A 25,318-nucleotide genomic window follows, 5' to 3' on the forward strand; every position below is an offset into this window, starting at 1 on the left:
CCGCTCACCGTCAAGCATCCGCGATTGTGTTGCTGGTCCTGTGCTGCCGACGCAGAAGCGCGTTTTGCTCGCGCAACAGAGCAAGTATCCTCTCGTTCTGTGCCTCGAGCTTCGGCAAGATCGACATGACCGGTCTGGGAGGCGCCGCCTCGGGAAGGCTCGCCAATACGCGCCCCATGTGGTCGAGCATTTTCTTGTTCACCCAATCGCCGGCTGCGCGCGTCACAGGATGGCGCGTCTCGACCGGAATACACCGGAGTGCGATGGTGCCGCCGACTGCGGCCAACCCAAGCACGGCAAATTTTGTCACCCAGGTCATCCTAACCTCCCGGTGCGGTGGGGTTACCAGCTGGCTACGGAAATTCCGTTATTGACGAAGAGTTTTCCAGAGCAGGTAGCCGCCAAGGACGATTAAGATAATGGGCATCAACGGCAGGGACAGGGCAACGAGATCCCAGACGCCAGCCGCGAGCATGATGAGTCCGACGATCACACCAAACATCTCGATCTTCAGACCTTGTTGCCGTCGAACGATCTGTACGCCCGTAATGAGGACGCCGACGCCCACGAGGAACCAGGCCCAGGGCATGCTCGCGAGCATGACAACACCGACCCAGATGAAGAACACGGCCCAGGCGGCTGAATCGATCTGACGCGCGCGTTCGTCTTGGCCTGAAGGTCTCGATGAATCCGTCAAAGGCGACTGCGTGATGGACATTTCACACCTCCTTGAGAGAACTGGCGCAACCGCGGCCTACGGATGCTGATCTGAATCTTGCCCTTCGCCGAGTGGACTGCGGCGGATGCCTAAGGCTGCGGTCAGATCAGCGCCCTCCTGGCGGATGTTGCGAATACCACTGTCGACAATACTCACCCCGGGGTCCGGGATCGCACGGCCATCGCGGTACTTGCGGCGGCGGCCGCCGAGCCCTGTGCACCCGATGCATCCGATAAAGCTCGGACGTTGGGTACATTCGATCGTATTCATGGCTCCGACCATAATGCCGGGCAGACGCCGGCGTTGGACTCGCAGCAACGGTCATGACTGCCAGCAAGGTCGCAAATAGCCCGAAAGCCAAGTTTCGCATTTTTGACTCCTGCAGAAGTTCAGCGCCAGACGGAATGTGCCGGCCCGAAGGCCGGCACACCACGCACTCATTCGATATGCGTGCGATGTGTCGGGATCAGCCGACAGTTTGGCGGCGTTCCCTGCATGCCGCTCGGGCAGTGGCGCTGGATCCGTCGGCAGTTCGGTGGCGTACCGACAGTCCCGGTGGGACAGCGCCGCTCGATGCGACGACAGTTCGGCGGCGTGCCCACCATCCCCGCGGGACAGTGCCGCTCGATGCGGCGACAGTTCGGCGGCGTGCCCACCATCCCCGCGGGACATTGCCGCTCGATGCGACGGCAGTTCGGCGGCGTGCCGACCGTCCCTTCCGGACAGACGCGCTGAGGCGGCGGCTCTTCGCGACCGCAACGCTTGCCGGTCCAGGGCTGGCCCGGAGGACAGCACATGCCCGCGATCGGCGTCGGTGTCCAACCAGGCCGGCACCGTTCGGCAGGCGGCGGCTCTTCCCGGCCGCAACGCTTGCCCGTCCAGGGCCGGCCGGGAGGACAGCACATCCCCGCGATCGGCGTCGGAGTCCAACCAGGCTGACACCGCGCCGGCGGCGGCGGCGACGGCCGCTCGCCGCACTGCCGGCCATTCCAGGGCTGGCCGGGCGGACAGCACACGCCGGCGATCGGCGTCGTCGTCCAACCCGCCGGGCAGCTCGGCTGCCGTGGGTCGCACGTCCCGCCCTTGGCCACGTAGCCGGGCGGACATGTCGGCGGTGGCTTTGGCGCCGGCGGCGGCGGGGGCGGTGGCGGCGGCGCAATCGGGGAGATCAGGATCGGACAAATGCTGGAGGGCACGGCGAGCGTCGCCAATCCGACGTCGTCAGCGGCATTGCTGTTCTGCGCACTCCCACTGGCGGGGAAGACGATCCTGGCCTCGTTCGGGATCATACAACCCGGAACATGACCGGCTGCTGCGAGCGGCAGCCGAACATGCATCACGAGATGCACCACGCCGCCTGGCGGAATGTTCGCGCCAGGGAGCGTACAGGTGTAGGTCGGCGGCCCGCCGCCGCAAATCCAGGGCGGCGCGCCGTCAAAGTAGGCCATCGTGCCTGCGGGCACGGTATCGGACACCGTGACGTTGCCGGAATATGCACCAGGCCCGGTGTTGTGGACGATGATGGCGAAGCGGCAATCGAGCATGCCAGCGGCGGACGTACAGTCCGTTCCCGATTTCGTCTTCTCCATCTGGAGGTTCGTACCTCCACAGTTCGGACCGGGCACGACCATGCTGTCGCTGTCGGCGTCGTTGCCGGGATTGATGTCGCCCCCACCGGGCGGCCAGGCGATGACCGCATTGTTGTTGATCGAGCAGCCGGTGAAGTTGGGAGACAGATGCACCGATACGAGCAGATCGACGCTGTCGCCCGGATGCAGCAGCACCGGAGGATGCGTGCAATGAATACCCGGACCGGCTGGCGCGCAGGCCCACGGCGGCAGGCCATGCACGGTCGCACCGGGAGGCAGGCCGGGAAGGGTATCGTCGACCGTAATCGGGCCGAAATAATCGCCCGGACCGAGATTGGTGACGCGCACGGTGAACAGGCACCACAAGCCCGGTCCCATATGATGGACGCAAGACGTTGAGTGCGCACTCTTCTCCAGCCGCAGGTCGAAGGGCGGTGGCGGCGGTGGCGGCGGCGTCCAATCCGGTGGCAGCACCGGCCAGTAGATCGCGCCACCCCAGAAGCCGAACATGCCGAGGTCGCCGAAGCCTTCGGGCAACGCGGCACCGCCGCGGTCGCAGACCTGCCAGATCTCGACATCGCCGAGGTGACCGGCACGCTCGGGATCGCCGAACGTGCCGTCATAGTCGACGAAGTAGCTGGTGGTGGGCGGCATGTTCTGCGGCCGCACCAGCGTCACCGGATTGCCTTGCAGACCATGCACCTCGAGCGGTCCACCGGCAGCGAGCGCCGGGTTGTTGCGCAGGTTCTCACCGGTCGACCATACGAACGACGAACAGCTCTTGTTGAGCGTACCGGATGGCTCATGGCCATAGCCGAGCGCCACGCCGCCATTGGCATTGCGGAAAGGCTCCGGGAAACCGATCGCGTATTCTTCCGGCGCAGACACCCAATAGCCCGGCGTCGCCGGATCGTTCGGCACCTCGCGGCGGAAGCGCTTGACGTCGGTCTGCTTGGTCGTTTCGGCGAAGACGGAATAGTCGTAGCTGCCGCGCGGTGCGCCGCGCAGCGCCACGAGAAGCCGGCCCTGATTGTCGAAGGCGAGATCGGTGATCAGCGCCCCGGCCGGCACGCCCGGCACGTCGAACTCCCAGCGCGGATCGTTGGCGAACTCGCCTTCGAGACGGATACCGATCGACCAGATCTCCGGCTTGTCAGCGACGGCGTAATACAACCGGCCGGCGAACACCGCCATGCCATAGACCATGCGCGGCCGCGGCGTGAATCCCCATGTCGCCGTACTCTCGCTGTTGAAGGCGGGATCCTGGATCATCATCCGCTTGCCGTCGTCCGGCACTGGCGGAAGACCGCGAACAGGCCGTCCGGCGAGGCCGTGATCGAAGCTGTCGAGAAGCTGGCCGTTGATGTCGACGCGCTGGATCAGGCCGGTGTCGAGATCGGACACGAAGAACTGCTGCGTGACCGGATCGTAGACGACGTCGCCGAGACCTGGTCCGGAATTGTCGAGATTGGCAAACAGCGATGCTGCGCCGGTCTGGCCGTCGATCCGATAAATGCTGCCCGGTCCGCCGCCGAGCGCGGTGCCGAACTGGCCGACCATCCACTGCGCAGAGGGGGCGCCGAAGCGAATCCGCTGCGGTTGCCCGGTCGGGTCCGGCATCACGATCTGGATGCCGAAGGCCGAGGTGGCGCCGAGATAGATGTCCGGCACAGCCTGCGTTGAGCCGGGCGCGGCGTTGACGGGCGGCGCCAGCGTGACGGCGAAGACCTGCCCGATCTGTCCTGCATTGACCTGCATGACCGGCTGCGCCGGGATCAACTGCCCCTGCGGCGCTCCGTCCGGCTGCAGCCGCAGCACCTGCATGGAGCTGCCTTCGGCGTCGATGAAGAAACGCGCAAGGGGATCAGGCGGCGCGCCTTGCATGTCGATCGGCTTGAAGCCGGAGAAGCCGGTGACGACGGCATCTCCCGGCGTCATGGGACCGCCTTGAGCGAACGCCGGAGCAGATAAGGATGATATTCCAAGCAATGCGGCTGCGATCAGAGGGCAGACGAGCCGGAGCAAACGGCTGCAGACCTGAGAGTGGGAACCGCTGGGATCGACAATGACGTGCGATGACACGGACCATGCCCCAAAAATGCGCTGCAGCGTAGGACAGGCTAGGCTCGAACGCTCACGTCGCACATTGACTCAACGCAAGGTTTCGCGCGGCAATATCCTGCCGAAGGATGGCTGCAGAACAGCCTTCGCGAGGCTTGAGCTTGGTCGAGTTTTATTTCGAGGGAGCAATCAACCGATTGATACCGAAGAAATACTCGCGTCCCCGCGCGAGACTGCCAATGGAATTCGCGGCGGTTCCAACCGGTCGATCTACCGCGAGCTCGCGTCGATCCTCATGAGCTTGATCTTCCGGTACAGCGTGGCGCGGCTGAGTTTCAGCGCGCGCGCCGCTTCGGTGACACGGCCGCCATGCTGACGCAAGGCTGCAACGATGGTCGCGCGTTCGGCATTCGCAAGATCCGGCTCAGCCGTGGTGCCGCCGAACGGCGGCAGATCGAGGTCCGCATCGGTGATGACGGCATTCTCCGCCGTGCAACCGGCGAGCCGCAGGACGTGGCGAAGCTGGCGCATATTGCCGGGGAAAGGATAGGCCGCAAGCTGCGTCCATGCTTCCTCAGAGAGGCGGCAGTCCGGCGCTTCCTCGCGCGCGATCTGGCGGATGATATCGTCCCTGTCCGCGCGCTCCCGCAGGGCCGGCAGGCGCACCGCGATGCCGCGCAGACGGAAGTAGAGATCGGCGCGGAAGGCGCCCTCCTCCACCATGCCTCCGAGGTCGCGATGGGTGGCGCTGATCAGGCGGATGTCCACCGCCACCGGCTTGAGCGCGCCGAGTGGCCAGACCTCGCGGTTTTCCAGGACGCGCAGCAGCCGCGTCTGCAGCGCGATCGGCATGTCGCCGATCTCGTCGAGGAACAGGGTGCCGCCATGGGCCTGCACGATCAGGCCCTTCGAGCCGTCGCGGCGCGCGCCGGTGAAGGCGCCGGCCTCGTAGCCGAACAGTTCGGCGTCGATCAGGCTCTCCGGCATCGCCGCGCAATTCAGCGCGACATAATTGCTGCGCGCCCGGTTGCTCGCCGCGTGAATAGCGCGCGCGAACACGTCCTTGCCGACGCCGGTCTCACCCTGCAGCAGCACCGGCAGATCGCGATCGATGACGGCCCCGAGCCGCTTCACGCTCTTGACCAGTTCGGGATCGCAGCCCGCGAGCCGATGCAGCGCATCGAAGCGATCGACGGGCGCATCACGGCGCGGCGTGATGGGCCTTGCGCGCATCGGCGGCGCCACATGCCCCTGGCCCAACGGACTGCCGTCCGCCCGACGCAGCTCGACGAGCTCGTCGGTGACGCGCACGGCCTGATGATCGACATGGATGTAGCGGGACACATCGATGCCGGAGTCGATCATGCCGTCGGTGAGGCCCAGCAATGCGCGCGCGGAGCGGCAGGCGCCGACGACGCGGCGGTCGTCGTCATAGGCGATGAGGCCGCTGCCACCGTCACCCGGCACGGTGGCGATCCAGGCGCTGCGGAAATGGGCCCGGAAGATCGCGCCCTCCATCCGCCGGGTCGCCTGCATCGTCACCGCGAGCGCGAGCTGATGCGCGGTGCGCTCCAGATCCTCGCGGCAGGAGGTGATGTTGACGGCGCCGGCAAGCCGGCCGGCCTGGTCGAACAGGGGCGCTACGGCGCAGGAGAACATGTGCCACTGCGCGCGGAAATGTTCGTCGCGATGCACCAGGATCGGCTTCTCCTCGGCCAGCGCCGTGCCGAGCCCATTGGTGCCCTCGAAGGTTTCGGCGAAATTCGAGCCCGTGTAGATCTTCCAGTCCAGAAACATCCGTGCGTCGGCTTCGCCCGGCAGGCGGCTGAACAGCATGGTTGCATTGGCATCAGCAAGATTGACGCAATAGCCGGCGTCGCGCAGCGCACGGGCGAGATCATCGAGCTCGGGCGTTACGAGCCTGATCGTCTCCTCCATCGGCTCGGCGGCATGCCGGACCTCGGCCTCGGTGAAGGTCTGCGGCGGTCCCTGCCGCGCCGGATCGAGCTTGTGGTTGACGAGGCACCGTCGCCAGGAACTGGCAATTCGCGAGGAGGCATCGACGTCGGCCACATGATTGGCGACGGACAAGACGCGGGCGACATGGTTCGAGGCCGACAGGCTGGCCATCGCGGACGTCTCCACCCTGTATTATTGTGCAAAGTCTGGCACCACAGGCGGGGATGTCAATCGGGAACCGGGAATGGGGACTCTTTGTGCTGTCTCTTCTCGTCATTCCGGGGCGATGCGAAGCATCGAACCCGGAATCTCGAGATTCCGGGTTCGGCTCTTCGAGCCGCCCCGGAATGACGGGGGTCATCGAATTTGCTGCACCGCCCTCACCACGTGTCGATGCACGGCCGCTTCTTCCCCGTCCGCGCCGGCGGCTTCGGCACCGTGCGCAAGCCGGCCATGATCCAGCGCCGCGTCTCGGCGGGGTCGATGACGTTGTCGATCTCGAACACCGAGGCGATCGAGACCGCTTTGCCGTTGGCGTAGAGCTCGGCGACCTTGTTGCGATAATAGGTCTCGCGCTCCTCGGGATCGGCGATCGCCTCCATCTCCTTGCGGAAGCCGAGGCGGACATAGCCTTCGAGCCCCATGCCGCCGAACTCGCCGGTCGGCCACGCCGCGGTGAAGAACGAGGCATGGAAGCCGCCGCCGATCATCGACTGCGCGCCGAGGCCATAGCCCTTGCGCAGCACGATGCCGAACAAGGGCACAGTGAGGCTCGCGCCGGTCACGAACATGCGCGAGACGTGGCGCACGATCGCGGTCTTCTCGGCCTCCGGGCCGACCATGAAGCCGGGCGTGTCGCAGAGCGAGACGATCGGCAGATCGAAGGCGTCGCAGAGCTGTAGGAAGCGCGCGGCCTTGTCGCCGGCATCGGCATCGATCGCACCGCCGAGATGGCGCGGATTGTTGGCGATCAGGCCGAACGGTTTGCCTTCGATACGGATCAGCGCGGTGATCATGCCGACGCCGTAGTCGCGCCGCAGCTCCAGCACGCTGTCCTTGTCGGCGACGAGGTCGATTACGCTGCGAATGTCGTAGACCCGCAGCCGGTTCTCGGGGATGGCGCGCCGAAGCAGGCGCTGATCGGCGGCCTCCCACTCCGTCACCGCGCCCTGGAAGTAGGACAGATATTTCTGCGCAACACGCGTTGCCGCCTCCTCGTCCTCAACCAGGATGTCGATGACACCGTTCGGCGACTGGAACGAGACAGGGCCGACCTCGGCCGGATGATAGACGCCGAGGCCGCCGCCCTCGATCATGGCGGGGCCGCCCATGCCGATCGAGGCGTTCTTGGTGGCGATGATGACGTCGCAGCAGCCGAGCATCGCAGCGTTGCCGGCGAAGCAATAGCCGGAGACGACACCGACCACAGGAACGAGCCCGGAGAGCCTTGCGAACTGCACGAAGGACGGGCCGTCGAGCCCGGTCATGCCGAGCCGGTCGGTGTCGCCGGGCCGACCGCCGCCGCCTTCGGCGTAGAACACCAGCGGCACCCGCCAGTCTTCCGCAAGGGTCAGCATGCGGTCGATCTTCTTGTGATTCATGTGGCCCTGCGTGCCCGCGAGCACGGTGTAGTCATAGGCCACGACGATGCAGCGTGCGCCCTCGGGGCCGAACTTCTCGCCATTCACCGTGGCAATGCCCATGACGAGGCCGTCGGCCGGCGTGTTCTTGATGAGGTCGTCGAGCTTGCGCCGGCGCCGCTGCGCCGCAATCGCGAGGCTGCCGTATTCCATGAAGGAGCCTTCGTCGACGAGCTGGGCGACGTTCTCGCGCGCGGTGCGCTGGTTGGTGTTGCGGCGGCGCTCGACCGCGCCCGGGCGGTTCGCATCCAGCGTGTTGGCCTGGCGGGCGATCAGCTCGGCAAGATCCGGGCGGATGTGATCGAGATCGATATCGGCTTCGGCCGTTGCGCGATCAGCCGCAACGTCGAGCGGCTCCAGATACAGGATCGGCTCACCATGCAGCAGCGTGACGCCATCGCCAGCAACAAGCTTCATGACCCGGCCGCCCTGCTCGGCCATGACGAGATGCTCCATCTTCATGGACTCGATCACCGCGAGCTGCTGGCCCGGGCGCACGATCTCGCCTTCCTTCACCTGAATGGTGACGATGGTGCCCTGCAAGGGCGCCGCCACCATCACCGCGCCTTCAGGCACCGCTTGCGCAACATGCGTCTCGGCAGCGTGCGCGCCGCTTCGTTCCGCCGCCGCGAAGTAGAGCGGCTTCGCCGCGCCATCGGCGGCCTCGACGAGCTCTGCGATGTTGCGGTCGATGAAATCGGTCGCGATGCGGTTGGTCCTGAAATCGGGATGCGCCAGCACCGCCTGGAGGAAGGCGATGTTGGTGACGACGCCGTCGATGCGGAACTCGCGCAAGGCACGCGACGCCTTGGCGACCACGTCGTGCCAGGCTTCGCCGGGCGTATGCACGATGACTTTTGCCAGCAGCGAATCGAAGGCGGCGCTGGTCTTGTAGCCGGCATAACCGAAACTATCGACGCGCACGCCCGGCCCGGAGGGCGGCTCGAACACGCCGAGCACGCCGCCGGTCGGATGGGTCGCGCCTGACACGTCCAGCGTCTCCATGTTGACACGGAGCTGCATGGCATGGCCGCGGGGCCTCGGGATGGATTCCTGCGCGAGGCCGAGGGAAGCCAGCGAAGCCCCCGCGGCGACGGCGAGCTGGGCGCGGACGAGATCGAGGCCGAGCACCTCTTCGGTCACGGTGTGCTCGACCTGAAGCCGCGGATTGGCCTCGATGAAGGCAAAGCTGTCCTCGGCGGTGCCGTCGATCAGGAACTCGAACGTGCCGAGATTGTCGTAGGCTGCGGCCGTTGCCAGCTGCCTCGCCGCATCGATGATGCGGCCGCGCAGGGGATCGCTGAGCGAAGGGCTCGGCGCCACCTCGACCAGCTTCTGATGCCGGCGCTGGATGGTGCATTCGCGTTCCCAGAGATGGGAGATGGCGCCGTGGCGATCGCCGATGATCTGCACCTCGATATGGCGCGCCTGCCGGATCAGGCGCTCGGCATAGACGCCGTCGAAGCCGAACGCGGCCTTGGCCTCCGACTGGCAGCGCGCATAGGCCTCCGCGAGGTCGGACGCGTTCTCCACCACGCGCATGCCGCGCCCGCCGCCGCCCGCCATCGCCTTGATCACGATCGCCGCGTTGCTGCCCAGCGAGGTGAAGAACGCCGTGATCTCCTCGAGGCTCGACGGCCCGCTGGTGCCGGCGATGATCGGCACGCCATAGCGCTTTGCCAATTGCCGTGCAGCGACCTTGTCGCCGAACAGCTCGAGCGCCGCCGGCTTTCGGGCCGACGAAGGTGAGACCTGCGTCGGCGCAGGCCTTTGCAAAGGCCGCGTTCTCGCTGAGGAAGCCATAGCCGGGATGCACGGCGTCGCAGCCGGCGCCTTTCGCCGCCGTCACCACGGCGTCGATGTCGAGATAGGCCCGCGCGCCGCGACCGGGAATTTCGACCGCCTCGTCCGCAACACGCACATGCAGCGACAGCGCATCGTCGGCGGGATGGATCGCAACCGTCGCGATGCCGGCATCGGCCGCAGCACGCGCGATGCGGATAGCGATCTCGCCGCGATTGGCGATCAGGAGCTTCTTGAACGACATGATATCTCTCACTCAGACGGCAGCAGAACGATTGGGATCGAGATCGTGCCCTTCGGCCAGGCCTTGTCCCACGGGCCGCGCAAAGGTGGCGAGGTCATCCTTCTCGTCGCAGCCCGCGTTCATGACGTTCTTCCCGTGTTGCTTTTCTTCTCGCGATGGCACGCAGGTGCCGTCGATTGACGTCGTTACACGTCGAGCACGCCAGAGGTCATGTCAAGAAAAACAGCACGGGCGTCGCAGCCGATGCCGCGGCGCGGAAATATCAGGCGTCACGCAGTACGTTTCGCTACGCCGCGCGTACGCCCGCGACGAAGGTGCTGACCTCGTTTTCCAGGGATTGCAGCTTCTGCGTCAGCCGCCCGCTCGATTGCAGCACGAGCCCGGCGGCCTGGCCGGTCGCTGCGGTGGCCTCGGTGACGCCGGAGATGTTCTGCGAGACCTGGTCGGTACCGGACGCGGCTTCCTGCACGCTGTGGGCGATCGCCTGCGTGGCGGCGCCCTGCTCCTCGACGGCGGCGGCGATCGACGAGGAGATCTCGTTGACCTCCATGATGGTGGCGCGGATGCTTTCGATGTTGCCGACGACCTGATTGGTTTCGGCCTGGATCGCGGTGATCTGCGCGCCGATCTCGTCGGTTGCCTTCGCGGTCTGGCTCGCCAGCGATTTTACTTCGCTCGCGACCACCGCAAAACCCTTGCCGGCCTCGCCCGCCCGTGCCGCCTCGATGGTGGCGTTGAGCGCGAGCAGATTGGTCTGCGAGGCGATCTGGTTGATGAGGTCGATGACCTCGCCGATCTTGTGCGCGGCCGCAGCCAGCCCCTGCACGGTGTCGTTGGTACGCTGCCCGTCGGCGGCGGCCTTGTCGGCCACGGTCGCGGCCTGCGCGACGCGCTGGCTGATCTCCGAGATCGAGGATGACAGCTCACCGGCGGCGGAGGCCACGGTCTGCACGTTCGTCGATGCCTGCTGGCAGGCGGATGCGACGACGCTGGCGCGGTCGCTCGCCTTGTTCGCGGTCTCCGACATGCCCTGCGCGGCCTGCTGCATCGCGCGCGCCTCGTTGAAGACATCGCGGACGACGGCCTGGACGCTCGCCTCGAACCTGCCGGCGAGGTCGGTCATCGCCTTGCGCTTCTCGTCATCGGCTTTCCGCTTCATCTCTTCTTGTTCGGCATGCATCTGGCGAACGGCCGACGCATTGTCCTTGAACACGGCGAGTGCCTTGGCGAGGCCGCCGACCTCGTCGCGACGATCGATGTAGGGCACCTCGAAGGCGCTGTCGCCGGCGGCGAGGCGCTCGGTCAGCGCGGTGATCCGGGCCAGCGGTCCGGTGACGCTGCGGCCGATCAGGAAGGAGGCTGCAAGGACCACGACCAGCACCGCCAGGCAGACATAGGCGAAAGTCATCGCGTTCTGGCGGAACGCCGTGTCGACATCGTCGAGATAGATGCCGGTGCCGATGATCCAGCCCCAGGGCGCAAAGCCCTTCACATAGGAGATTTTCCCGACCGGCTGGTCGAAGCCGGGCTTGGGCCAGAGATAGCTGTAGAAGCCCGCGCCCTGCTTCTTGACCACGTCGACGAAACCCAGGAACAGGGCGTTGCCGGCGGGATCCTTCATGCCGGACAGATCCTTGCCGTCGAGCTCCGGCTTGATCGGATGCATGACCATCTTGGGGGTCATGTCGTTGATCCAGAAGTATTCGACCTTGTCGTAACGCAAGCTCTTGATCTCGGCCGTTGCGGCGGCCTGGGCCTGCTCGCGCGACAGTTTTCCTTCGCTCTCGAGCTTCTGATAATGGGCGAGAATGCCGTAGCCGACGTCGACCATCTGCTCCGTCTTGGCCTGGCGATCGGCCACCATCTGGGTGCGCAGCGTCGACAGCGCGATCGGCGCCAACGCGATCATGCCGAGCAGGCTGATGCCGACAATGAGGATCAGCTTGAAACTGATACGGGAGAGGATCATCGGAGCTCGCAAATTTGACGGTACAGATATGCCAATTTATCCCGGCCCCCTTTGCAAAGGCTTAAGCATTCCGGTTCCGCCGGCGGCCGCCGCGGGCCTGCCGCGCCATCGCTTTCGTCGTCCGACGACCTAGCCCCTGCATTCGAATGTAAACCTCTTCAAATCTAGAACACCTCGATATCGGCCTTCCGCGCGTTGACTTGGCGGGGGCCCTGGCAGAACGATCGATGCAGACAACCAGCGCCAGCCGTGGCGTGACAGCAGCCAAGGGCCCGAGGCTCCATGCATCCATCGACATCACCAAGGTCTCTCGACCTGCCCGCGCTGAGCGCGGCGGAACGGCTCTTTCTCTGGGGATTCCGGGCCAAGGCACGCAGCGGAGGTGCCGTTCCGACCGCTACCGACATCCAGGAAGTGTACGACCATTTTCGCGTGGGCGGTGCCGTGGCCTCGCTGGAATCCATCATCGAGATATTCGCCTGCACGGCCCATACGGCCATCGAGGTGCACTGCCCGACCTGCCCGCGCGTGTCGGACAGCGAGCGGGAAATCTTGCATGCCATCGCCGCGGCACAACAGGAACGCATCGACCTCGTGCGCGAGCGGTTCGAGAGCTGGCTGCCGCCGGTCGGCGCCGATTGGGCGCTGGCGCCCGTGCGGGGCCTCGCGACGATCTTCCGCATGGCCGGCCTTATCCTGCCCGACCGCCAGGTGCAGTCTTTCGACCGTGACCGCACCATGGCGATGAAGAGCTGGCTGGTCGGAAGCCCGACGCTGCACTGACGAGATCGTTCATGCCCCCTGATACTTGCGGTTCCGCGACGGCCCCGGACGCCGGTCAGCCGCGGCTCTGTCCGCTCAGGGCCGCGCTTGCGGCACACCCTTGCGTCGAAAGCTGCGACGAGTTCTGCCGGGTCGCACTGTCGCTGTTCCGGTTCATCGGGGCGGCCTATACGACCGGCGCGTCCGATTGCTGGGAAGCGGCCTATCGCTTTGCCGACGAGGCGCCGGGCGTCTCCGACAGTCCGCTGCTGGTGGCACGCGCCGCCGCGCTGGTCCGCATCCTGCGCAGCGGCCGGCCATGCGAACTGTGCTTCATGCCGCCGTCCTGCCGGCGGCTGTCGAAGGACGAGGCCGGATTGATGCAATTGCTGGCGGTCGCGCGCCGCAAGCAGCCGGGTGAGCTCGAATCCATCGTCTGCCAGCTGGTCGGCTCCGGCAAGGAAGACGCGGCGACACGGGCGGTCAACGCGCTTGCCCTGTGCTGAGGCCTCTACGGGCTCTGGACACATCTCTCCCTCTTGAGAATTTTCGGCCGCAAGGGTCTGATGGGCATGCTGCAGATCGAGGTGGATGTGATCATCGCCACCATGATCCGGCTCCGCGGCGTGCACGAGGCGCCGCCGGTCCATATGGAAGACACCTGCCGAGCCGGAAGGGGGAGTGAGATGGCCGCATTCCGGGGGAGCTGCCTGTGCGGCGAGATCGCGTTCGAGGTCGAGGGTCCGTTCGATCGCTTCCTCAATTGCCATTGCTCGCGCTGTCGCAAGGCGACCGGGACGGCGCATTCCTGCGAGGTGATCGTCAAGGCCGAGGCGCTGCGCTGGCTGCGCGGCGAGGCGTCCGTCACGCGCTTCGACCTGCCCAACGCGCGCAGCTTTGCCACCGCATTCTGCAAGTTCTGCGGCAGCCCGATGCCGCACCTCACGCGCAGCGGACGCGAGGCGATCATCCATGCCGGCGCGTTCGACGAGAGACTGGATGCGAGACCCGACCGCCACGTGCACTGGACGTCGCGCGCCGATTGGTATGTGCACGGCGATACGCTGCCGGTCGAGGATTGAGGCGTCGCCCGATTTGAGCTGACGGACGCGCCCGCGATCGGCGCGCATCGGCCTACTCGCCCACAACGCACGTCGCCATGATGCCGTCGAGCTCGGCGCGCGAAAGCACCCCGAGCTCGGCGATGAAGACGATCTGCGCGCGCGGCACGCCCGGCGCGGGCGCATCGGCAGGGGCGAGCGTGGCGCGGCCGCCGGCGAATTGAAACACCATCCGGCGGCCGGGCTGCTCGACCGTCTCGAACAGGCCTTTCGCGCGCGCCAGCTTCGGCGCCAGCGTGGCGATCGCCTGCTGCAGGCGCGGCAGCGAGAGCGGATGCTCGGAGATCCAGCTCAGCGTCTCGAAACGCTCCTCCGCCGGCCGTTTCGGCCCGGGGCTGCGCGGCGCGGGCGCGCGGTCGACATGCGCGGGAAACAGCAGCGCGGACGGGATTGCGCCGTGTGGCGCATCCACGACCACGGCGGGAACGCGTTGAGCGCGAATGGCGGCGCGCATCCGCGCCCCCGCGCCCTCGTCCGCCAGATCGAGCTTGCTGAGCGCCACGATGTCGGCGACGCGCAATTGCGAACGCTGGAGGGCATCGTCGAGGGCGGCCGGCGGTGTACCGGCGTCGATCACGCACAGCACCGTCTCCAGCAGCGCTTCGCGCAGGATCACCGGATCCATCAGATTGCGGACGATATCGGCGGGATCGGCGACGCCGCTGGTCTCGATCACGATATAGTCGGGCTTCGGATCGCGCCGCAGCAGCGTCGAGAGCGTGCGCAGGAGATCGCCTTCGAGCGAGCAGCAGATGCAGCCATTGGCGAGGCTGACCACGCCGTCGCTGGCGCCCGCAACCAGCTCCGCATCGATGTTGATGGCGCCGAAATCGTTGACGACGGCGGCGATGCGCCGTCCTTGCGCATGCGCCAGCAGATGGTTCACGACAGTCGTCTTGCCCGCCCCCAGAAAGCCCGTGACCAGCAGAATGGGGACCGGCATGGGTCAGCCCTCGACGACGGGGCGGCGCACCGGCTTTCCCGGCCGCGCCGCGACGTCGAGAATGCCGTCATTGATCAGCACCTCGCCGCTGACGATCAGGTGCCGCACGCCTTCGGAGGGACGGTTCATCGCCGTGAAGGTGGCGCGGTCCGAGAGTTTTTCGTAGTCGAACACGACGATGTCGGCATCGGCATCTTTAGCAAGCCGGCCCTTGCTGCGCATCGCCGGCGTGCTCTGCGACAAGATCTCGGCCGGGATCAGCGCGCATTTGCGCACGCCTTCCAGCAGCGACACCGTCTTGCGCTCGCGCACCCATTCGCGGATGAATTTCGTGAAGCAGCCGGCCGAGCGCGGATGCGAGGTGGCATCGTCAGGCAGCGGCCAGGCATCGCCGGTGTAGGTCTTGCCGTCAGAGGTCGTCCACGGCATCGCGTCGGAGGCGATGGCGCCGTCGGGATAGAGCACCGACATGTCGAGCAGGTCGCGGTGATGCGCATTGTGCTCGGTGTCGAGGATGTGCCAGAGCACCAGCGCGGACGGCTCCTCCGCCTGCGCCTTCAGGAGCTCCTCGCGGTCGTGGAAGCGATAGCCGTCGGTGACGCGCTGCACGGAATCGTAGCCGGTGCCGTTGCGCTCGACGAATTCGGGGTCGCTGAAGAAGGCGGCGGCCAGCACGGTCGAGCCGGTGCCGTAGGGATAGGCCTCGACCGTGATCGGCAGGCCCTGTCCCTGCGCCTTTTCGATCAACGCGCGGCAGCGCTCGACGTCGGTCTTGCTCGACGAGTTGAAATGGCAGATGTGCATGTGCGCGCCGGTGGCGCCGGCATAGCCGATCAGGCGGATATAGGCTTCCACCGCGCTCTCGGGGTCGATCCGCGACATGAAGGCGACGTGGGTGAAGGTCGGCACGTTCCTGGCCGCGGCCAGCTGGCAGACCGCGGTCAGCTCCTGCACGCCGGCGCCCGGCGCGTAAGCATTGAGGATGCCGATACCAATGCCGCCTTCGTTGAGCCCTCGCCCGAGGCGCTCGAGAATGCCCGAGACCTCCGCCTCGGTCGCGACATTGTCCATCCAGCGGCGGTCGCGCATGGCGTTGCCGAACGCCTCCAGCGAGCTCTCGGCATTGGAGCCGGTCATCGCGCCGATCCGCGCGAAGGCCCAGTTGGTGGCGGCGCCGTAGTTCAGCACGCGCCCCTTCCGGGCCTGCCGCTCATACCAGGACCCGACCGGCAGCACGCCGGCTTCGAGATCGAGCGTGGTCGTGACGCCGTCGAACGCCTGCATGCGGTCGGCGGGGATCGACTGGCCGTGCGCGTGCAGATCGATGAAGCCGGGCGCGACCACGAGCCCGGTCGCGTCAATCACCCGCTCGGCGCCACCGAGCGATGCGCCGACCGCGGCGATCCTGCCGTCCACCACCGCCACATCCCCCACGGCATCCATGCCGCTTGCGGGATCCACCACCCGGCCGCCAGAGATCACCAACCCGCTCATATCGTCACTCCGAAAAGCTTTTGCCAAAGCCGCCAAAGGCCCGGCAGCAGCTTTGGAGGCGGAGACCGGCCGCATCGCGCACCGTCCCGGCGCGTATAGAGGCAGATTTTCGGGGTAACGACTACCGCCGCCGATGCCGACGCATCATGCGGAATCGTGCGCGCCGTCAGAGCCCGTCAAACCAGGATTTCCACTTAGGCACGGCCGTCGCGAAGGTGCCGCGATGACTGGTGCTGCCGGTCGAGACGGCTTCGACTGCCGGATTGCCGGCGCCGATCGCGCGCTGGTAGGTCATGGCGAGCTGGCCGAGACCCACGGTGATGGCTTCGTCGGTGTCGCCAAAATAGTTGCGGACCGGGCTTTTGACGATCCAGCGATACGCCTGTGTCTGCGCGACGAGCCGGCCATAAGCCGATGCCGCGAAGAACTGCGGATCGAAATAATCGGCGCGGATCAGCTTGCGCAGATCGGTCGGCACGTCCGCAGCGTTGAACGGTTCGCGCATGTAAGCCTTGCGCGACGCGTCATAATAGGCGTCCGCGATCAGCGAGCGCGCGAGCCCGGGAACACCGTAATAATTCTCGAAGGAGAACGCCGTCAGGATGAACAGCGAATTCACCCAACTCGCATCGTTCTTGCGCGGGAAGCTGAGAAAGCCGTTCAGCGCCACGAACGCGTCGACCGGCGCGCTCGCGGTCGCCGCCGCATCGACCTTGACGCCCGATTGCTCGAGCTTTTCGAGCATGGCCATGGTCACGAACCCGCCTTGCGACCAGCCCGCGAGATACAGCTTGGTCGTGGCGAGCCTGAGATGATCGAGCACGGCGCGGCTTGCCATCAGCATGTCGTAGGTTGCCTGCTGGTGGCTCGCCTTCACCATGTAGCCTCCCGGCTCCGACGACGTTCCGAGCCCGAAATAATCGGCGCCGATCACGGCGTATCCCTGGCCTGCGAACTGGGCGATCATCAATTGCGTTTCCGGAGACTGCTGCGGAAAGGAGGGGACCTCCTGCTTCCCGTAGACCGTGCCGTGCTGATACGACACCAATGGGAACGAGGTGCCGCTGTCCTCGGGGATCGCGAGAAGTCCGGACGCGATCGTCGGCTTGTTGCCGCGCTCGGGCACGACGGACGAATAGGTCACGCGATAGAGGCGAACGGCGTTGCGCGCCGGGCTGTAGGCTGTCGTGATGCCGGCGAAAGCCGGCGTATCGACCTGCAGGATCTTGTTGAGCTGCTCGGCATCCCAGCGCGCGATGCGCTGGTATTGATGCCGGCCGACAATTTGACGACCTGACCCTCCTGCGCGTGGGCGGAAACCGCCATGAGGAATTGGACGACAAGCAGGAGAGAGAGACGCCAAGCCGATTTCATGCAAGAGACCCGTGGTAGGAGACCGCAAATGACAAAAGAGAGGCCTACGCGGGTACGGTTGAGATTCTGTTGCGCCTGGCCTCGCGCCAAGCCGAAACCGGCCCGTGAACCGTGCACGATTGTCGCAGGTCGATCGGGCACGCGGTCGCGCCCTCGCGGCATGATTTGCCCGAGCTTTGCTTCTCTTCACACCCTCTCGAAGGAAAGGGCGCAGGGAAGGCCGGGCGCCGGCCGGCACCCGTAAAGACCCCCGTGCTGAACAGATGCACACGCAGTGCACAGGGGAGACACAGGGCAGCCGAAACCAGGCCTTCCCTGCGCGATGGTCTGACGGCCTATGCCGTGCTCTCCCGGGAGCCGAACTTTCCTTCTGGCCTCCCTCGCCCCGCGAATTGGATGATGCAGTCTGCCCGGTCGGGCTCGCTGGCATCTCCGCGACAGGCTTGACCGTAGCAACGACGGCCAGGACCACACGGTTTCGCCGTACGCAGGGGCGCCGTTCGTCCTTGCGGGTCACGCATGCTCACGAGGTTCATCTCGCCCTGCACGCGCAAGCTCCGCCTTTAACGCCGCCCGCGTCCATCGCAACTCCCAGCCCGCGCTCGAAACGACGTACGACCGCCCCTTTGGTGGGCTGGGATGGTCGATACATACGACAAATCCGAATTTCGGTAAAGTGGAATATTTTTGGACGGAGGGCTTGACAGAGATTGGGGTGTTTTGCCCGACGGCGCCCAGGCCCTGACGAGATGCCGAATTGGTATCTCAGCAAGATACGAAGGTCTTGAAATACGTATCTCCAAGAGCTTCGGGGGGAAATTGGCCGAAGCGATTCTTCAGGGCCGAACGACCCCGAAGGGTTTTCCGTCACACCTCGCAAAGATCGCGCGCCGAAAGCTCATTATGGTGGACGCCGCCGATCTTCTCGAAGCCCTCAGGTCGCCTCCCGGCAACCGCCTCGAAGCTCTCAAGGGCAAGTTGGCCGGCAAGCACTCGATCCGCATCAACGATCAGTGGCGGATCGTGTTCAGATGGACGAACGCGGGCCCAGAAGACGTCGAGATCATGGACTATCGTTAGTTCGACAGGTCAAGTGTGGCCAACGGAAAAGAGTTCGCAGATGGCACGGAAACTCCCGCCGATTCATCCCGGCGAAATCCTGCGCGAAGAATTTCTCGTTCCGCTCAAGCTGACGCCCTACGCGGTCGCCGCCGCGCTGAACGTGCCCCGCACCCGGCCTCGAGCGCATCGCGCGCGAAGAAAAAACTGTCACGGCCGACACCGCGCTGCGGCTGGGAAAATTCTTCAAGACGGGTGCGGCGTTCTGGATGAATATTCAAACCCGCTTCGACCTCGAAACGGCGGAAGACGCGCTCGCACCTCAGATCAAGATTGCATCTTGCGAGGGCGTTTGAAAGAATTGCAGCGGCGATAGGCTCGCGTGTATCCAATGCCCGTAGAATTCAAAGACATCCTCCAGGCTTTCGAGTTCGCCGACGTCAGCGGCGGCATGGGGGAGTGTCACACCTTCGTCTGCAGGGAGACGGGAAAGATCTACTACCAATTCGACGACGACAGTCTGCAGGACCTGGAGGAAGAGGAACTGCCTGACGATATCGATGACGAGACCAAGTACTTGCGGATCCCGAACTCCCGCGACTTCGACCTCGGCAAGCCGCTTGTGCTGGCTTTCGTCCGCGAGTTCCTGCCTGACGATTTGGACGAGGTTCGCTACATCTTCAGCAGACGCGGCGCCTACCAGAAGTTCAAGGCCCTGCTCTCCCGACGGAGAGCGATCGATGCTTGGCATGACTATCGGGACAAGGCGACGGAGCAGGCCTTGCGGGATTGGTGCGAGGTCCATTCGATCGACATCAGGGACTGACCGGGAATTCACTCGAACGCCATGACGGGCGAGGCGGCTCCGCCGTCTTCTCGCCCCCATTGTCCTTCAGGGGAGAGGCGGGGCGGCGTTACGGTGGGCAAGTTCCCGAGGGTTCCGTGTGATCGTCCGACCTCTTCTGCAACGAGACTCCCATCATTCCATGTCGCGCCGCGCTCTGCTCGGCGGACTCTATCGGCGGGCAGTGCCCTGGCGCTCGGCGGATGCGCCGGGCTCGGTGCGACCGGCGCGCGCTACGATGCTTCCTCGCTCTCCGTCGACTCCACATTGCTCGTCGCCACGACGCGCAAGCCCGTGAATGGGGCGCGCGCCAAACCCTGGTTCGGTCCGGAGCGCGCGACGAGCATGACGGTGGCGCGAGCCAAGCTGGCGGCGCCCGACGAGAGCCGCCTGTCGCTCGCCTCGGTCGGACTTGGCGGCTGGCGTCTCGATCGGATCGAGCCGATGCCGGCCGACGCCGGCGATCTCGCGGCGCAGGCCGGCGGAGGCGACGTGCTGATCTATGTGCACGGCTTCAAGCAGACGTTCGAGACGGCGGTGCTGGACGGCGCCTATCTTTCCGATGCGGTCAAGTTCCGTGGCCGCACCATGGTGTTCGCCTGGCCCTCCAAGGCCGGACTGTTCGACTACGCCTATGATCGCGACAGCGCGATGTGGTCGCGCGACGAATTCGAGCGCGTGCTTTCGTCGCTGGTGTCGGCCCCTGGCACGGGCCGCGTGCACATCGTTGCGCACAGCATGGGAACCATGCTGACGCTCGAAAGCCTGCGCCAGCTCCATGCGCGATACGGCGAGACGGTGACGAGCAAGATCGGCGCGGTGGTGTTCGCCGCGCCCGACATCGACATGGACGTGTTCTCGTCGGCGGTCCAGCGCATCGGCCCGCTGGCCGGCAAGATCACGGTGATCGCCTCGACCAACGATCGCGCTCTCGCGCTGTCGGGACAGCTCGCAGGCGGAATGACCAGGGTCGGCGCCGCCGAGAAGGCCGCCATCGCGCAGCTCGGCGTGCGCGTGATCGATGCGTCCGCGGAAGGCTGGGGCATCATCAACCACGATTTGTTCCTGTCGAATGGGGAGGTGCAGAAGGTGATCCGGCGGTCGATCGACGGGACGACGGCGTGAGGGGGTGGCGGTGGGGCATCAGGTTGACGCAGCGTGATCGATGACGCCAAAAGCGACAGCAATTACGGCGGCAACCTCCGTTCGGCGATGATCCGCACCGGAGGAAAAACGACGCAGTCCGCCACGTCGAACAGCACTTCGATGCTGCGATCAAACGCACATGCAAAGGCCATCACCTCATCGCGCCGCTCATCGGCAACGGCGGTGCCGAGCGTGCAATGGGGGGTCCAGGCGCCGGGCCGGTAATGAGGGCGACAATGCGCTGGATCGATTGCCACGCTGATGGCGGCGTGGATACGAGCCAGGATTTCGTTGGCCTCCGGCTCCGCCCAGAGAACGAGCGGCGGACCCTCGAACCAGCGAATTCGTTTGAACTCGATGCGCAGTTGCCTCTGGCCGGCAACAGCTGCCAGCATCGCATCCCACGCGGCCTTCTCGTCAACCGCCGGCGAGTCGTAGATCGCAAATGTAAAATGAGGCCGATAGCCGAGGGCGCGCATCGAGGGCTCAACCTCGAATACGGCAACCTGATCCCAGAGCCGCTCGATCTCGCCGGCTGACTCGTTGTCGGCCCGGATATTGATCGCCAACGCCACAAGTTCACCCAAGGGGTGGAACATCAAATCGAGATCAGAGGGAAGGACTGGCTTGAAGACAGTGGCGCTCCCTAGGGGAATCGAACCCCTGTTTCAGCCTTGAGAGGGCCGCGTCCTAACCGCTAGACGAAGGGAGCGTGAGGGCTAGCCAATAGCCTCGAAATTTGTCCGCCGCAAGGACCCCGACGGGCCTTTTACGGCTCATTGGCGAATTTCAGCCGTCCGGCCGGCTTCAGGGTATGGGCGTCGAAGGTCCGGATCTCGATGACCCCGCCGAGATCCAGCGTGACCACGAGGCGGTCGCCCGCAACGCCGGTGGAGACGATCCTGGCGCCCTTGGGCAGGGTGGCGGTGACGTCGCCGGCCGCCTCGGGTGCCCTTCCCTCCGACTTGAAAAGGCGGTAGCCCACCGCGATCAGCACGGCGCAGATCGCCAGCGCCGTGGTCAACCCCGCGATCAGCATCATCCGCCGCACCCGCGCGAACAGCGCGGCCTGCTCGGGGGTCGGTTCGGGAACAGCGGTGTCAGACGTCGTCATGGAAAGCCCGGGTTCAGCGCAGAGGTTAGAGGTCGTGGTCGCCGGCGACGAGGGCTCGGCCCGGCTCGACCGCGTGCTGGCGGCGCGCCTGCCGGAGCTGTCGCGGTCAAGGCTCAAGACCCTGATCCTGGCGGGCGCGGTGAGCCTGAAGGCGGCCCCGGTCCGCGACCCCGCTTATCACGTCGCATCCGGCGATACGATCACAATCGACGTGCCGGAGGCGGCGCCGGCCGAGCCCAAGGGCGAGGAGATCGCCCTCGACATCGTGTTCGAGGACGACGACATCGTGGTGATCAACAAGCCGAAGGGGCTGGTGGTGCATCCTGCCGCCGGCCACGAGACCGGCACGCTCGTCAACGCCCTGATCGCCCATTGCGGCGCCTCGCTGTCGGGCATCGGCGGAGTGCGCCGGCCCGGCATCGTGCACCGGCTCGACAAGGACACCACCGGGCTGATGGTGGTCGCCAAGAACGACGTGGCCCACGCCTCGCTGTCGGCCCAGTTCGCCGATCACGGCCGCACCGGCGCGATGCGGCGCGGCTACATGGCCTTTGCCTGGGGCGTGCCCGGCCGGCACCGCGGCACGGTCGATGCGCCGATCGACCGCCATCCGCATGCGCGCGAGAAGATGGCGGTGCGCCAGGGCGGGCGCGAGGCGGTGACACATTGGGAGATCCTGGAGAGCTTTGCCGGGCGCGACGGCAAGCCCGTGGCCTCGCTGCTCGCCTGCGAGCTCGAAACCGGGCGCACCCACCAGATCCGCGTCCACCTCGCCCATATCGGCCATCCCCTGATGGGCGATGCGGTCTATGGCCCGCATTTCAAGACCAAGGCGAACCAGCTCGGTCCCGAATCGCAAGCCGCCCTCGCCGCGCTCGGACGGCAGGCCCTACATGCTTACCTTCTGGTATTGGAGCACCCGAGGAGCGGAGAATTACTGCACTGGGAGGCGGCTCTACCAGAGGATTTGCTTCTCCTGCAAAGCACCCTGAAAGCGGCGCTATGACGCAGCCGCTTTAGGAAAGGCGTTACATTACAAAAAGTTATAGCGGCCACACGGGGACGTGACGTCAGCAATCCTTCCCTTTTTGCCCCCCGATGGAGTATATTGCGCCTGCGTTGGAATGACCGACGCGGAACATCGCAGCCCGACCGGCTTTGACACAGCGGTCGTCTGCCTGGCCCGCCGCTATCGGGGGCCTGAACCTTTGGAGGGCGCACCATGGCCCGTACCGCTGCTTTGCCGGTCCTCAATGGAGAATCCGGCCTATCTCGCTACCTCGCCGAGATCCGCAAATTCCCGATGCTGGAACCCCAGCAGGAATACATGCTCGCCAAGCGTTGGCGCGAGCATGACGATCGCGACGCGGCGCACCAACTCGTCACCAGCCATCTCCGGCTCGTCGCCAAGATCGCCATGGGCTATCGCGGCTACGGCCTGCCGATCTCCGAGGTCGTCTCGGAAGGCAATGTCGGCCTGATGCAGGCGGTGAAGCGTTTCGAACCCGAGAAAGGGTTCCGTCTCGCCACCTACGCCATGTGGTGGATCAAGGCGTCGATTCAAGAGTACATCCTGCGTTCCTGGTCGCTCGTGAAGATGGGCACCACCGCGAACCAGAAGAAGCTGTTCTTCAACCTGCGCAAGGCGAAGAGCAAGATCAACGCGCTGGACGAAGGCGATCTGCGCCCCGACCAGGTGAAGGTCATTGCCAAGCGCCTCGGCGTCACCGATCAGGACGTGATCGACATGAACCGCCGCCTCGGTGGCGACGCGTCGCTCAACGCGCCGATCCGCGACGACGGCGAAGCCGGCGAATGGCAGGACTGGCTGGTCGACAACACGCCCAACCAGGAAGCCATGATGGCGGAGCACGAGGAATATGATCACCGCCGTGAAGCGCTGAACGGCGCCATGGGCGTGCTCAACCCGCGCGAACGCCGCATCTTCGAGGCCCGCCGCCTCGCCGATGAGCCGATGACGCTGGAAGACCTTGCCGCCGAGTTCGGCGTGTCGCGCGAGCGCGTCCGCCAGATCGAGGTCCGCGCCTTCGAGAAGGTGCAGTCCGCGGTCAAGGGCACGATCGCAAAGGCCGAACAGGCCGCGCTGGAAGCCGCGCACTAAGCGAAGCTCCGCGCGAAGAGAAATTGGCGGATCGAAAGAGACAGAAAGCCGGCGGCGACGCCGGCTTTTTTGTTTGTGGGTGTGAACATCGTTTGGATGCGAAGCCAGCCCACCCCTCGCTGTCATGCCCCGGGCGTTATCCGTCCGCGCGTGAAACCGCCGCAGTCCACACCCCTCCGCCGTCATAGAACCGGCTCGCCTTGAACCCGCGCTGCCGATCGCCCGACCCAGAATGATCGGACCGATAGCAGCGAGTGGACAAGCGCCGTGTCGATCATCCTGCAATCCACCGTCGGCGGCTTCTCGGCCGAGTTCCTGCGCAAGCTGCCGCTGGTCGAGCAGGCGATGCGCGAGCACGGCCTCGAGCCGTCGGAGTTCGTGATCTCGAAGGATTATGCCGGCACGGCGACGATCCCGCTGATGGGCCCGTTCTTCTACAGCTACAGCGTGTTCTTCGGCGAGGATCAGTTCACCGTCACCGAGCCGAACGACATGGTTTTCCTGGACTACTTCTTCAAGCGCGTGCTGGCCGCGGACGCGCCGCCGGAATTGCCGCGCCGGCCGGGACTGATGACGCGGCTGTTCGGCTGGATGTCGCAGCCGGTGTGAACTCCGTTGTCATTCCGGGGCGCGCCTCTTGGCGCGAACCCGGAATCCATCTGGCCGCAGAGTTGGTGGATGAGTGGATTCGGGTTCGCGCTGCGCGCGCCCCGGAATGACGGTTCTCACTCCCCCCACATCCGCGCCAGGGTCGCGAGCCAGCAGCCTTCGCAATAGCGCGCGTCCTTGTAGTCGATCCAGTTGTGGGCATAGACGCGGTCGAGGGGGATGTCGTAGCGCGTGCGCAGCACCTTCACGAGGATCTTCCACGCCGCGACCTGCGCCTCGGTCGGGCCTGCGGCGACGTCGGGATAATTGCCGGCGAACTCGACGCCGATCGAATTGTCGCGCACCACCTGGCGGTAGGTCGGGCCGTTGTCGATGTATTTGTTGTCGTTGCGGTTGGCGCCGTCGCCATGGGTCGGCACCAGGTTCTCGGCGACCGCCCAATAGACCGTGCCGTCGGTCTCGACCCACACCGTGACGCCGCGGCGGGCCGGGGCCTTGGCCTGCGCCAGCGCGCCGCCGCGCGCCGAGCCCGCCGGCCCTTCGGTCTGGTGCACGATGATGTTGCGCCAGGGCCTTGCGTCGCGGACCTCACCCCACGGCGCCAGCCAGACCATCTTCAGGCCGGGAAGCTCGGGCGTGCCGGAGGCGCGCGCGAGCCTTGTCAGTTCGGCGTCCTCAGCGACGGCGGGGAAGATCAGACAGAGAGCGGCGAGAGCGGCCGCGAGCAGGCGGGCAATCATCATGCGG

General features: G+C 65.8%; 21 protein-coding genes, 1 tRNA gene and 2 pseudogenes. 10 read left to right on the forward strand and 14 right to left on the reverse strand.

All coding sequences use genetic code 11. The features are described from left to right. Nucleotides 1-10 precede the first annotated feature (10 nt). The 7 genes and pseudogenes from ACETMP_RS17370 to ACETMP_RS17400 form a co-directional block, all read right to left on the reverse strand. Entirely contained in the window at nucleotides 11-319 is a 309-nt protein-coding gene (locus ACETMP_RS17370; protein ID WP_375157146.1) for a hypothetical protein, read from the reverse strand. A gap of 48 nt (nucleotides 320-367) precedes the next feature. After that, complete coding sequence (locus ACETMP_RS17375; protein WP_375157147.1) at nucleotides 368-718, reverse strand: hypothetical protein; 351 nt, start codon at nucleotides 716-718, stop codon at nucleotides 368-370. 36 nt (nucleotides 719-754) lie between these two features. Then, nucleotides 755-988 (reverse strand): hypothetical protein, encoded by a 234-nt coding sequence (locus ACETMP_RS17380; protein WP_375157148.1) that lies wholly within the window; start codon nucleotides 986-988, stop codon nucleotides 755-757. A 167-nt stretch (nucleotides 989-1,155) separates the two neighbouring features. Next, nucleotides 1,156-4,245, reverse strand: a complete 3,090-nt coding sequence (locus tag ACETMP_RS17385; RefSeq protein ID WP_375157149.1) for a hypothetical protein — start codon at nucleotides 4,243-4,245, stop codon at nucleotides 1,156-1,158. Nucleotides 4,246-4,638: 393 nt separating this feature from the next. Beyond that, nucleotides 4,639-6,498, reverse strand: coding sequence for a sigma-54-dependent Fis family transcriptional regulator (locus ACETMP_RS17390; RefSeq protein WP_375157150.1), 1,860 nt, complete (start codon nucleotides 6,496-6,498; stop codon nucleotides 4,639-4,641). A gap of 209 nt (nucleotides 6,499-6,707) precedes the next feature. Next, a pseudogene (locus ACETMP_RS17395) lies at nucleotides 6,708-10,014 on the reverse strand (carboxyl transferase domain-containing protein). A 286-nt stretch (nucleotides 10,015-10,300) separates the two neighbouring features. Beyond that, the gene (locus ACETMP_RS17400) at nucleotides 10,301-11,983 is read right to left on the reverse strand and encodes a methyl-accepting chemotaxis protein (protein ID WP_375157151.1); all 1,683 of its coding nucleotides are present in this window, start codon (nucleotides 11,981-11,983) and stop codon (nucleotides 10,301-10,303) included. Between the two features lie 282 nt (nucleotides 11,984-12,265). Here ACETMP_RS17400 and ACETMP_RS17405 point away from each other — a divergent pair, with 282 nt between their 5' ends. The 3 genes from ACETMP_RS17405 to ACETMP_RS17415 are packed head-to-tail and all read left to right on the forward strand — an operon-like array spanning nucleotide 12,266 to nucleotide 13,827. Beyond that, a complete protein-coding gene (locus tag ACETMP_RS17405) occupies nucleotides 12,266-12,766 on the forward strand; it encodes a hypothetical protein (RefSeq protein WP_375157152.1) in 501 nt (166 codons plus the stop codon). A gap of 11 nt (nucleotides 12,767-12,777) precedes the next feature. Continuing rightward, on the forward strand, nucleotides 12,778-13,251 hold the full coding sequence (locus ACETMP_RS17410) for a hypothetical protein (protein ID WP_028134509.1): 474 nt from the start codon (nucleotides 12,778-12,780) through the stop codon (nucleotides 13,249-13,251). 33 nt (nucleotides 13,252-13,284) lie between these two features. Then, nucleotides 13,285-13,827 (forward strand): GFA family protein, encoded by a 543-nt coding sequence (locus ACETMP_RS17415; RefSeq protein WP_375157153.1) that lies wholly within the window; start codon nucleotides 13,285-13,287, stop codon nucleotides 13,825-13,827. Nucleotides 13,828-13,879: 52 nt separating this feature from the next. On the opposite strand, the gene ACETMP_RS17420 is transcribed toward ACETMP_RS17415, so the two are convergent. From ACETMP_RS17420 to ACETMP_RS17430, 3 genes are all read right to left on the reverse strand, one after another. Further along, the gene (locus tag ACETMP_RS17420) at nucleotides 13,880-14,809 is read right to left on the reverse strand and encodes a CobW family GTP-binding protein (RefSeq protein WP_375157154.1); all 930 of its coding nucleotides are present in this window, start codon (nucleotides 14,807-14,809) and stop codon (nucleotides 13,880-13,882) included. 3 nt (nucleotides 14,810-14,812) lie between these two features. Then, complete coding sequence (locus ACETMP_RS17425) at nucleotides 14,813-16,303, reverse strand: amidohydrolase family protein (protein WP_375157155.1); 1,491 nt, start codon at nucleotides 16,301-16,303, stop codon at nucleotides 14,813-14,815. A gap of 166 nt (nucleotides 16,304-16,469) precedes the next feature. Further along, nucleotides 16,470-17,588, reverse strand: a complete 1,119-nt coding sequence (locus tag ACETMP_RS17430; protein WP_375161927.1) for an alpha/beta hydrolase family protein — start codon at nucleotides 17,586-17,588, stop codon at nucleotides 16,470-16,472. 884 nt (nucleotides 17,589-18,472) lie between these two features. Here ACETMP_RS17430 and ACETMP_RS17435 point away from each other — a divergent pair. The 4 genes and pseudogenes from ACETMP_RS17435 (at nucleotide 18,473) to ACETMP_RS17450 (ending at nucleotide 20,705) form a co-directional block, all read left to right on the forward strand. Then, on the forward strand, nucleotides 18,473-18,757 hold the full coding sequence (locus ACETMP_RS17435) for a type II toxin-antitoxin system RelE/ParE family toxin (RefSeq protein WP_375161928.1): 285 nt from the start codon (nucleotides 18,473-18,475) through the stop codon (nucleotides 18,755-18,757). 40 nt (nucleotides 18,758-18,797) lie between these two features. Beyond that, nucleotides 18,798-19,092: pseudogene (locus tag ACETMP_RS17440) on the forward strand (HigA family addiction module antitoxin). Nucleotides 19,093-19,127: 35 nt separating this feature from the next. Next, on the forward strand, nucleotides 19,128-19,562 hold the full coding sequence (locus tag ACETMP_RS17445; RefSeq protein WP_375157156.1) for a hypothetical protein: 435 nt from the start codon (nucleotides 19,128-19,130) through the stop codon (nucleotides 19,560-19,562). A gap of 207 nt (nucleotides 19,563-19,769) precedes the next feature. Then, nucleotides 19,770-20,705 (forward strand): alpha/beta hydrolase, encoded by a 936-nt coding sequence (locus tag ACETMP_RS17450; RefSeq protein WP_375161929.1) that lies wholly within the window; start codon nucleotides 19,770-19,772, stop codon nucleotides 20,703-20,705. A gap of 62 nt (nucleotides 20,706-20,767) precedes the next feature. Here the strand turns inward: ACETMP_RS17450 and ACETMP_RS17455 are convergent, their stop codons facing one another. The 3 genes from ACETMP_RS17455 to ACETMP_RS17465 form a co-directional block, all read right to left on the reverse strand. Next, on the reverse strand, nucleotides 20,768-21,325 hold the full coding sequence (locus ACETMP_RS17455) for a 2'-5' RNA ligase family protein (protein WP_375157157.1): 558 nt from the start codon (nucleotides 21,323-21,325) through the stop codon (nucleotides 20,768-20,770). A gap of 38 nt (nucleotides 21,326-21,363) precedes the next feature. Beyond that, nucleotides 21,364-21,438, reverse strand: a tRNA-Glu gene (locus tag ACETMP_RS17460). 57 nt (nucleotides 21,439-21,495) lie between these two features. After that, entirely contained in the window at nucleotides 21,496-21,840 is a 345-nt protein-coding gene (locus tag ACETMP_RS17465; protein ID WP_028134502.1) for a hypothetical protein, read from the reverse strand. On the opposite strand from ACETMP_RS17465, the gene ACETMP_RS17470 reads away from it, so the two are divergent. The 3 genes from ACETMP_RS17470 to ACETMP_RS17480 all read left to right on the forward strand — a co-directional run bounded on the left by ACETMP_RS17470 (nucleotide 21,839) and on the right by ACETMP_RS17480 (nucleotide 24,571). Then, nucleotides 21,839-22,846, forward strand: a complete 1,008-nt coding sequence (locus ACETMP_RS17470; protein WP_375161930.1) for an RluA family pseudouridine synthase — start codon at nucleotides 21,839-21,841, stop codon at nucleotides 22,844-22,846. The two genes, ACETMP_RS17465 and ACETMP_RS17470, sit on opposite strands and share 2 nt — an antisense overlap. Nucleotides 22,847-23,062: 216 nt before the next feature. Beyond that, entirely contained in the window at nucleotides 23,063-23,962 is a 900-nt protein-coding gene (gene rpoH, locus ACETMP_RS17475; RefSeq protein WP_375157158.1) for an RNA polymerase sigma factor RpoH, read from the forward strand. A gap of 267 nt (nucleotides 23,963-24,229) precedes the next feature. After that, nucleotides 24,230-24,571 (forward strand): hypothetical protein, encoded by a 342-nt coding sequence (locus tag ACETMP_RS17480; RefSeq protein ID WP_375157159.1) that lies wholly within the window; start codon nucleotides 24,230-24,232, stop codon nucleotides 24,569-24,571. Nucleotides 24,572-24,687: 116 nt separating this feature from the next. On the opposite strand, the gene ACETMP_RS17485 is transcribed toward ACETMP_RS17480, so the two are convergent. Beyond that, nucleotides 24,688-25,314 carry an N-acetylmuramoyl-L-alanine amidase gene (locus ACETMP_RS17485; protein WP_375157160.1) on the reverse strand — a complete coding sequence of 209 codons (627 nt, stop codon included), beginning with the start codon at nucleotides 25,312-25,314 and terminating at the stop codon, nucleotides 24,688-24,690. Nucleotides 25,315-25,318: the final 4 nt, after the last annotated feature.

It is taken from the genome of Bradyrhizobium dasycarpum (assembly GCF_042019905.1).
Classification (GTDB): Bacteria; Pseudomonadota; Alphaproteobacteria; order Rhizobiales; family Xanthobacteraceae; genus Bradyrhizobium; species Bradyrhizobium japonicum_B.

Bases quoted from the DNA above. Each gene is read 5' to 3' on its own strand.
- ACETMP_RS17385 (WP_375157149.1), bottom strand. From the start codon at position 4,245: ATGACGCCGGGAGATGCCGTCGTCACCGGCTTCTCCGGCTTCAAGCCG.
- ACETMP_RS17465 (WP_028134502.1), bottom strand. From the start codon at position 21,840: ATGACGACGTCTGACACCGCTGTTCCCGAACCGACCCCCGAGCAGGCC.
- ACETMP_RS17380 (WP_375157148.1), bottom strand. From the start codon at position 988: ATGAATACGATCGAATGTACCCAACGTCCGAGCTTTATCGGATGCATC.
- ACETMP_RS17470 (WP_375161930.1), top strand. From the start codon at position 21,839: ATGGAAAGCCCGGGTTCAGCGCAGAGGTTAGAGGTCGTGGTCGCCGGC.
- ACETMP_RS17425 (WP_375157155.1), bottom strand. From the start codon at position 16,303: ATGAGCGGGTTGGTGATCTCTGGCGGCCGGGTGGTGGATCCCGCAAGC.
- ACETMP_RS17405 (WP_375157152.1), top strand. From the start codon at position 12,266: ATGCATCCATCGACATCACCAAGGTCTCTCGACCTGCCCGCGCTGAGC.
- ACETMP_RS17390 (WP_375157150.1), bottom strand. From the start codon at position 6,498: ATGGCCAGCCTGTCGGCCTCGAACCATGTCGCCCGCGTCTTGTCCGTC.
- ACETMP_RS17485 (WP_375157160.1), bottom strand. From the start codon at position 25,314: ATGATGATTGCCCGCCTGCTCGCGGCCGCTCTCGCCGCTCTCTGTCTG.
- rpoH (WP_375157158.1), top strand. From the start codon at position 23,063: ATGGCCCGTACCGCTGCTTTGCCGGTCCTCAATGGAGAATCCGGCCTA.
- ACETMP_RS17375 (WP_375157147.1), bottom strand. From the start codon at position 718: ATGTCCATCACGCAGTCGCCTTTGACGGATTCATCGAGACCTTCAGGC.
- ACETMP_RS17420 (WP_375157154.1), bottom strand. From the start codon at position 14,809: ATGCCGGTCCCCATTCTGCTGGTCACGGGCTTTCTGGGGGCGGGCAAG.
- ACETMP_RS17445 (WP_375157156.1), top strand. From the start codon at position 19,128: ATGCCCGTAGAATTCAAAGACATCCTCCAGGCTTTCGAGTTCGCCGAC.
- ACETMP_RS17455 (WP_375157157.1), bottom strand. From the start codon at position 21,325: ATGTTCCACCCCTTGGGTGAACTTGTGGCGTTGGCGATCAATATCCGG.
- ACETMP_RS17400 (WP_375157151.1), bottom strand. From the start codon at position 11,983: ATGATCCTCTCCCGTATCAGTTTCAAGCTGATCCTCATTGTCGGCATC.
- ACETMP_RS17370 (WP_375157146.1), bottom strand. From the start codon at position 319: ATGACCTGGGTGACAAAATTTGCCGTGCTTGGGTTGGCCGCAGTCGGC.
- ACETMP_RS17410 (WP_028134509.1), top strand. From the start codon at position 12,778: ATGCCCCCTGATACTTGCGGTTCCGCGACGGCCCCGGACGCCGGTCAG.